We start from the raw sequence: 5,699 nt of genomic DNA, 5'->3' as shown, positions 1-5,699 counted from the left end.
GGAGGGCGGGTTGGGGGAGGGGAGGGGAGGGGAGGGGCGGAGGGGGCGTGGTCGGTGCGCAATACGCTGAGTGCATGCGCATGCGCGTGGTGACCGGGGCGGTGCTCGATCTGTGCTGCGTGATCGTCTTTGTGGTGATCGGGCGGTCCAGTCACGATGAGGCCGGCTCGGTCACGGGACTGCTGACGACCGCCTGGCCCTTCCTCGCGGGCATGGCGGCCGGTTGGACGGTGACGCGTGCGTGGCGACGGCCTGCCGCGCTCATCCCTGTGGGCGTCGGAGTCTGGCTCACGACGGTGGCCCTCGGCATGGCCCTGCGGGCGCTGTCGGGCCAGGGGACCGCACTCGCGTTCGTCATCGTGTCGCTGCTCTTCCTCGGTGCGACGATGCTCGGCTGGCGTGCCGTGGCGTCCCTGCGGAGACTCTCCGATCGGATGGCATAGGAAAAGATACGCCCTGCCCATGTGATGTCCGGATGCGGTCATAGCTGACACCTCCTACTAACTACGGCTTGACACCCATATAACCGCCGTTGAGGATTACGTCATATTTCGACACCAGTAGTACGGGGACCCAGGGCATCGATCCTGCGGATTGTGTGTCAGATCAGGTGTGGTTGCCGAGGTCATTGGCGCATGCCCTTTTTCCTGTCCCGTGCGCTTTGGTGGCACGAGGAATCGAGGTGGCATGCCAGTCACACCCACTTATCCGGGCGTGTACATCGAGGAACTCCCCAGCACGGTGCGCACCATCACGGCGGTGACCACGTCGGTCACCGCGTTCGTCGGCTACGTGCGCCGTGGACCGCTCGACCGGCCGGTCACGGTGACCAGCTTCGCCGACTTCGAGCGCCGGTTCGGCGGGCTGTCCGCCGACAGCCCCCTGAGCCACTCCGTCCAGCAGTTCTTCCTCCAGGGCGGATCGATCGCGATCATCGTCCGCCTGGCGAAGGGCGCGGAGCACGCCAACGTGGAGATCCAACCGGACGGCGGCAATCAGAGTGCCATCAAGATCAATTCTCTTGAGGCCGGCGCCTGGGGTGACGGGCTGCGGGTCGCCGTCGACCCTGGCACCGCCGAAGGCACCTTCGACCTGCGGGTCTTCGACCCGGCGGGATCGCTGCGCGAGACCCACACGGGGCTCACCACCGAACCCGGCGCCGCCCGTAACGCCGCGACCGTGGTCAACTCGTCCTCGACACTGATCGAGATCACGGACGTCCGGGACGACGCAGCGCCCGTCTATTCCGGAAGCGGCGGCGTGGTGCCGGACGAGCTTCCCGACGTCGCCGGCAAGACGATGAAGGTGAGCAGCGGCGACGAGGAGTCGGCCCACGAGTTCATCCTGTACGGCAACGACGAGGAGCCTCCCGGCACGTTGGCCGCACTCGCAGTGCTGATCGAGCGCAAGATCCGCGCGGCGGCGCCGGGCGACTCCGCGCTCTCCGCCGCACGCGTCCGCGTGATCGGCCAGAGGTTGCAGATCATCGCGGGTGACCCGGACGCGACCCTCGCCCTCTCCGGCGATGCCGTCAGCGACCTCAACCTGGCGCAGTCGGCGCAGCCCGCCTCGGTGAAACTCTCGGGCGGGGTGGACGGCTCCGCTCCGGAGGCGGCCACCTTCATTGAAGACGCCGACGGTAAGAAGGGCATCTACGCGCTGACCGATGTCGAGGACGTCAACCTGCTCTGCCTGCCGGATCTCGCGCAGCGCACGCACGACGGCGCGCGGGCCGGCGTCCTCACCGCGGCCGCACGTTTGTGCGCGGACAAGCGGATGTTCCTCATCGTCGATGCCCCCGAGTCCTGGTCGACCCTCGATGACGCGCGCGCCGGGCTGCCCACCCTCGACTCGGTGCCGGGAGACCACGCCGCGCTGTACTTCCCGCACCTCCAGCTCTCCGACCCCCTCACGGGCCGGCTCATGAACCTTCCGCCGAGCGGCACGATCGCGGGGATCATGGCCCGCACCGACGCCTCGCGCGGCGTGTGGAAGGCTCCGGCGGGCACCGAGGCGACGCTCGGCGGAGTGGTCGGGCTGACCGTCCCGATGACCGATGCCGAGAACGGGCTGCTGAACCCGCTGGGCGCCAACTGCCTGCGCTCGTTCCCCGTGGTGGGCCCGGTGGTGTGGGGTGCGCGCACGCTCGACGGCGCCGACCGGCTGGCGTCGCAGTGGAAGTACGTCCCGGTGCGCCGACTGGCCCTCATGATCGAGGAGAGCCTCTACCGCGGCACCAAGTGGGTCGTGTTCGAGCCCAACGACGAACGCCTGTGGTCGCAGATCAGGCTCAATGTCGGCGCCTTCATGAACACCCTTTTCCGGCAGGGCGCATTCCAGGGCTCCGCGGCCCGGGACGCCTATCTGGTGAAGTGCGACAAGGACACCACGACACAGGACGACATCAATCGCGGCGTGGTGAACATCGTCGTCGGATTCGCTCCGCTCAAGCCGGCAGAGTTCGTCATTGTCAAGATCGAGCAGATGGCCGGTCAGATCGAATTTTAGGGGCTAGTCAATGGCGGAATTCACGGTCAACGCCCAGCGCTTCGACCCGTACAAGAACTTCAAATTCCTCGTTCTGTGGGACGGCCGGATCGTCGCCGGCGTGAGCAAGGTCAGCCCGCTCAAGCGGACCACCGAGGTGGTGAAGCACCGCAGCGGGGGCGACCCGAGCTCGCCGCGCAAGTCCGCCGGTCGTACGGAGTTCGAGGCGGTCACGCTGGAGCGCGGTGTCACCCACGACGCCGAGTTCGACCGCTGGGCCAACAAGGTGTGGGTGGTCGGTGCCGGCGCGGGCTCCGAGGCGTCGCTGCGGGACTTCCGCAAGGACCTCGTGATCCAGTTGCTCAACGAGTCCGGCCAGGTCGCGGTGGCCTACAAGCTCTACCGCTGCTGGCCGAGCGAGTTCCAGATCCTCGGCGAGCTGGACGCCAACGCCAACGCGGTGGCCATCCAGAGCCTGAAGCTCGAGTGCGAGGGCTGGGAACGCGACTACGAGGTCCCGGAGCCGGAAGAGCCGTCGATCCAGCAACCGGCATAGGGGTTCACCGTGCCGGACCCGACCGAGCTCCTCATGGCCTGGGAGACGGGGCTGTCGACGCGTGCCCCGCGCCGGGCGCTGCTGCTGCACGCGCTCGCGTCTCCGGCGGCGATGGTGGAGGACCTGCTCGACGTGCCCGTCGGAGCGCGTGACGCCGATCTGTTCGGCCTGCGCGGATCGCTCTTCGGCGAGCGCATGCCGGTCCGGGCGACGTGCCCGCACTGCGGTGAGGAGATCGAGTTCGACTTCGCCGTCGACCAGGTGCCGCAGAGGGCGACGCGTGGCCCTGAGGCCTTGCGCGTCGAGTCCGGGGAGTGGACGGTGCGCTCCCGGGTCCCGACCGTCGGCGACCTGCTCGCCGCGGCGGACGCGGGCTCGGGCGAGGAGGCGCGGCGCATCATGCTCTCGCGGTGCGTCGTTTCGGCAAGCCGCGGCGGGACGCCGGTGGCCGCCGAGGATCTGCCCCCGCACGTGCAGGAACAGATCGCCGAGGCGGCCGCCGCGGCCGATCCGTGTGCCGACATCCGGCTGAAACTGACCTGCCCGGAGTGCGGGCGGCAGGCGACCGCCGAGCTCGACATCGCCTCCTACCTGTGGGCCGAGGTCGACGCGTGGGCGCGCGGAACCCTGCTCGACGTTCATCTGCTCGCCGTCGCGTACGGCTGGACCGAACCGGAGATCCTGGCGCTCAGCCCGACGCGGCGCCGCCATTACCTGGAGCTGAGCGGCCATGCCTGATCACTTCGACCGTCTGGTCGCGCGGGGGACCGGCCTGCCGACCGGTGCCGCGGGCGGCGGCGACGCCGCCTCGGTGCCCGCGCGCCCACGTCTGCCGCTGCCGTTCGAACGGCCCGACCTGGTGGTCACCGAAGACCTGGTCGAAGGGGCGGGCCCGCGCCCGGCCGGCACGCCGCCGTCCGGGCCTGGCCTTCCGCCCCCGTCGGCGGCTCCGGACACGACGGTGACGCAGCCCGCGCTCGTACGCCTGATCCGGCACGAGACCATCCTGCGGGAGCGTTCTCAGGAGCTCGGCCGGTCCGCCCCTGCGCTGGAATCGGCGCCGCCGGAGGAATGGCGGCCGGCCCCGGCGCCGGAGACTCCAGTGGCGCCGGCGCAGCGGGAACCCGCCGTACCTCAGGAGCCCCGCAGGCCGGACACCGTGCGCCCCGCTGGAGAGCTTCGACCCTCGCGAGCACGGCGACCGGTGCCCTCCACGGCGGCGTCGCCCGCGCGGGCCATGGTCATGAAGCCGGACCAAACCGGCGCGACTCCGCCCGCCCGCCGTGCGGCGCGTCCCCCGGAACGGGTCGTACGGATCAGCATCGGCCGGCTCGAGGTCACCGCCGCGGCGGCCCCACGCTCGCCCGCGCGGGACCGGCCGCCGTCCCGGCGCGAGCCCGCGGTCTCCCTCGACCGATTCCTGGCCCGTCGCGCCGGTGAGGACGGCCGCGCGTGAGCAACCACCTCGCCATCGCCCAGGCGACGGCCGCACTGTGCGCGTTCGTCGCCCGCATGCTCCGGGAGGACGACGTCCCCTTCGCGGTCGACGTCACGCCCCGCAAGCCCTTCACCGACTCACCGCCGAACCCCACCATCACGGTCTTCCTCTACCAGGTGGCCCCCAACGCCGCGCTGCGCAACCGGGACGCGCCGACCCGCTCCGCGGACGGCGCGCTGCTCACGAGGCCACAGGCGGCACTCGACCTGAGCTACCTGATCAGTTTCTACGGCGAGGAGGCCCAGCTGCAGCCTCAGCAGATGCTGGGATCGGTGGTCCGCGGTCTGTACGAGGAGCCGGTGCTGTCGCGCCAGGACATGGAGGAGGCGGCGACGCTGCCGCACCTCGCCGGCGGAGATCTCGCGTCCGCCGCCCAGCGGGTGCGATTCACGCCGACCAAGATGGACGTCGACGGCCTCTCCAAGCTGTGGTCGATGCTGTTCCAGATCCCCTACGCCCTGTCGGTGGCGTACGAGGCGACCGCGGTGCTGCTGGACGGACGGACCCCTCCGGCCGGCAAACCGGTCCTGCGCCGCACGGTGCGCGCGATCCCGGCGCGCCGCCCCGTCGTTCGGAGTCTGCTCTCCCGGCGCGCGGGCACCGGCGACGAACCGGCCGAAGGCCCGGTGCCGAGCGACCACGAGATCCTGCTCGTCGGCGACGGACTGCGCGGGGACGGGGTGACCGTCCGGGTGGGCGAGCAGGAGGTGGCGCCCTCGAGCGTCGGAGACGACCGGGTGGTCCTCACCCTCCCGGAGGCGATGCCGGCCGGGATCTACCCCCTGCGGGTGCTGCACGATGTCACCGTCGGCCAGGACACACTGCGCCGGGTCATCGACTCCAACGTCACGACCGTCGTACGGCAGCCGACCATCGCCGCACCGGTCGAGGTCGGCTCAGGTGATCCGGTCACGGTCACCGTACGGCTCGATCCACCGGTGCGTGACGACCAGCGGGTCCAGTTGCTGCTCGACGAGGTGGTCCCAGAGGCCGAGGCCGATCGGGCGCCCACGGGCTACCAGTTCGCGGCGCCGTATCCACTGCCGTCCAGGCCGGACCCCGCCACGATTGAGATCGCCATCGCGGGCGTTCGGGCGGGCGACTATCTCGTACGCGGCCAGGTCGACGGCGTCACCAGCGGTACCGACGAGAACCTGA

General features: G+C 70.6%; 6 protein-coding genes. All 6 read left to right on the top strand.

What is annotated here, in order from left to right; all coding sequences use genetic code 11:
- Positions 1–74 precede the first annotated feature (74 nt).
- The gene (locus HKK72_RS35140; protein WP_315987605.1) at positions 75–443 is read left to right on the top strand and encodes a DUF3054 domain-containing protein; all 369 of its coding nucleotides are present in this window, start codon (positions 75–77) and stop codon (positions 441–443) included.
- Between the two features lie 244 nt (positions 444–687).
- Positions 688–2,508, top strand: coding sequence for a phage tail sheath family protein (locus tag HKK72_RS35135; RefSeq protein WP_187238723.1), 1,821 nt, complete (start codon positions 688–690; stop codon positions 2,506–2,508).
- Between the two features lie 10 nt (positions 2,509–2,518).
- Positions 2,519–3,043: a phage tail protein gene (locus HKK72_RS35130; RefSeq protein ID WP_187238722.1), complete on the top strand. Its 525-nt coding sequence runs from the start codon at positions 2,519–2,521 to the stop codon at positions 3,041–3,043.
- A gap of 9 nt (positions 3,044–3,052) precedes the next feature.
- The gene (locus HKK72_RS35125; protein WP_222721540.1) at positions 3,053–3,781 is read left to right on the top strand and encodes a hypothetical protein; all 729 of its coding nucleotides are present in this window, start codon (positions 3,053–3,055) and stop codon (positions 3,779–3,781) included.
- Complete coding sequence (locus tag HKK72_RS35120) at positions 3,774–4,499, top strand: hypothetical protein (protein WP_187238721.1); 726 nt, start codon at positions 3,774–3,776, stop codon at positions 4,497–4,499. The genes HKK72_RS35125 and HKK72_RS35120 overlap by 8 nt, the downstream gene beginning before the upstream one ends.
- A partial coding sequence (locus HKK72_RS35115; RefSeq protein WP_187238720.1) for a DUF4255 domain-containing protein occupies positions 4,496–5,699 on the top strand: 1,204 nt, incomplete at its 3' end. The genes HKK72_RS35120 and HKK72_RS35115, both read left to right, overlap by 4 nt.

The organism is Actinomadura sp. HBU206391 (assembly GCF_014323665.1).
In the GTDB taxonomy this organism is placed as follows: domain Bacteria; phylum Actinomycetota; class Actinomycetes; order Streptosporangiales; family Streptosporangiaceae; genus Actinomadura_C.
This window is presented reverse-complemented; position numbering and strand designations above follow the sequence as displayed.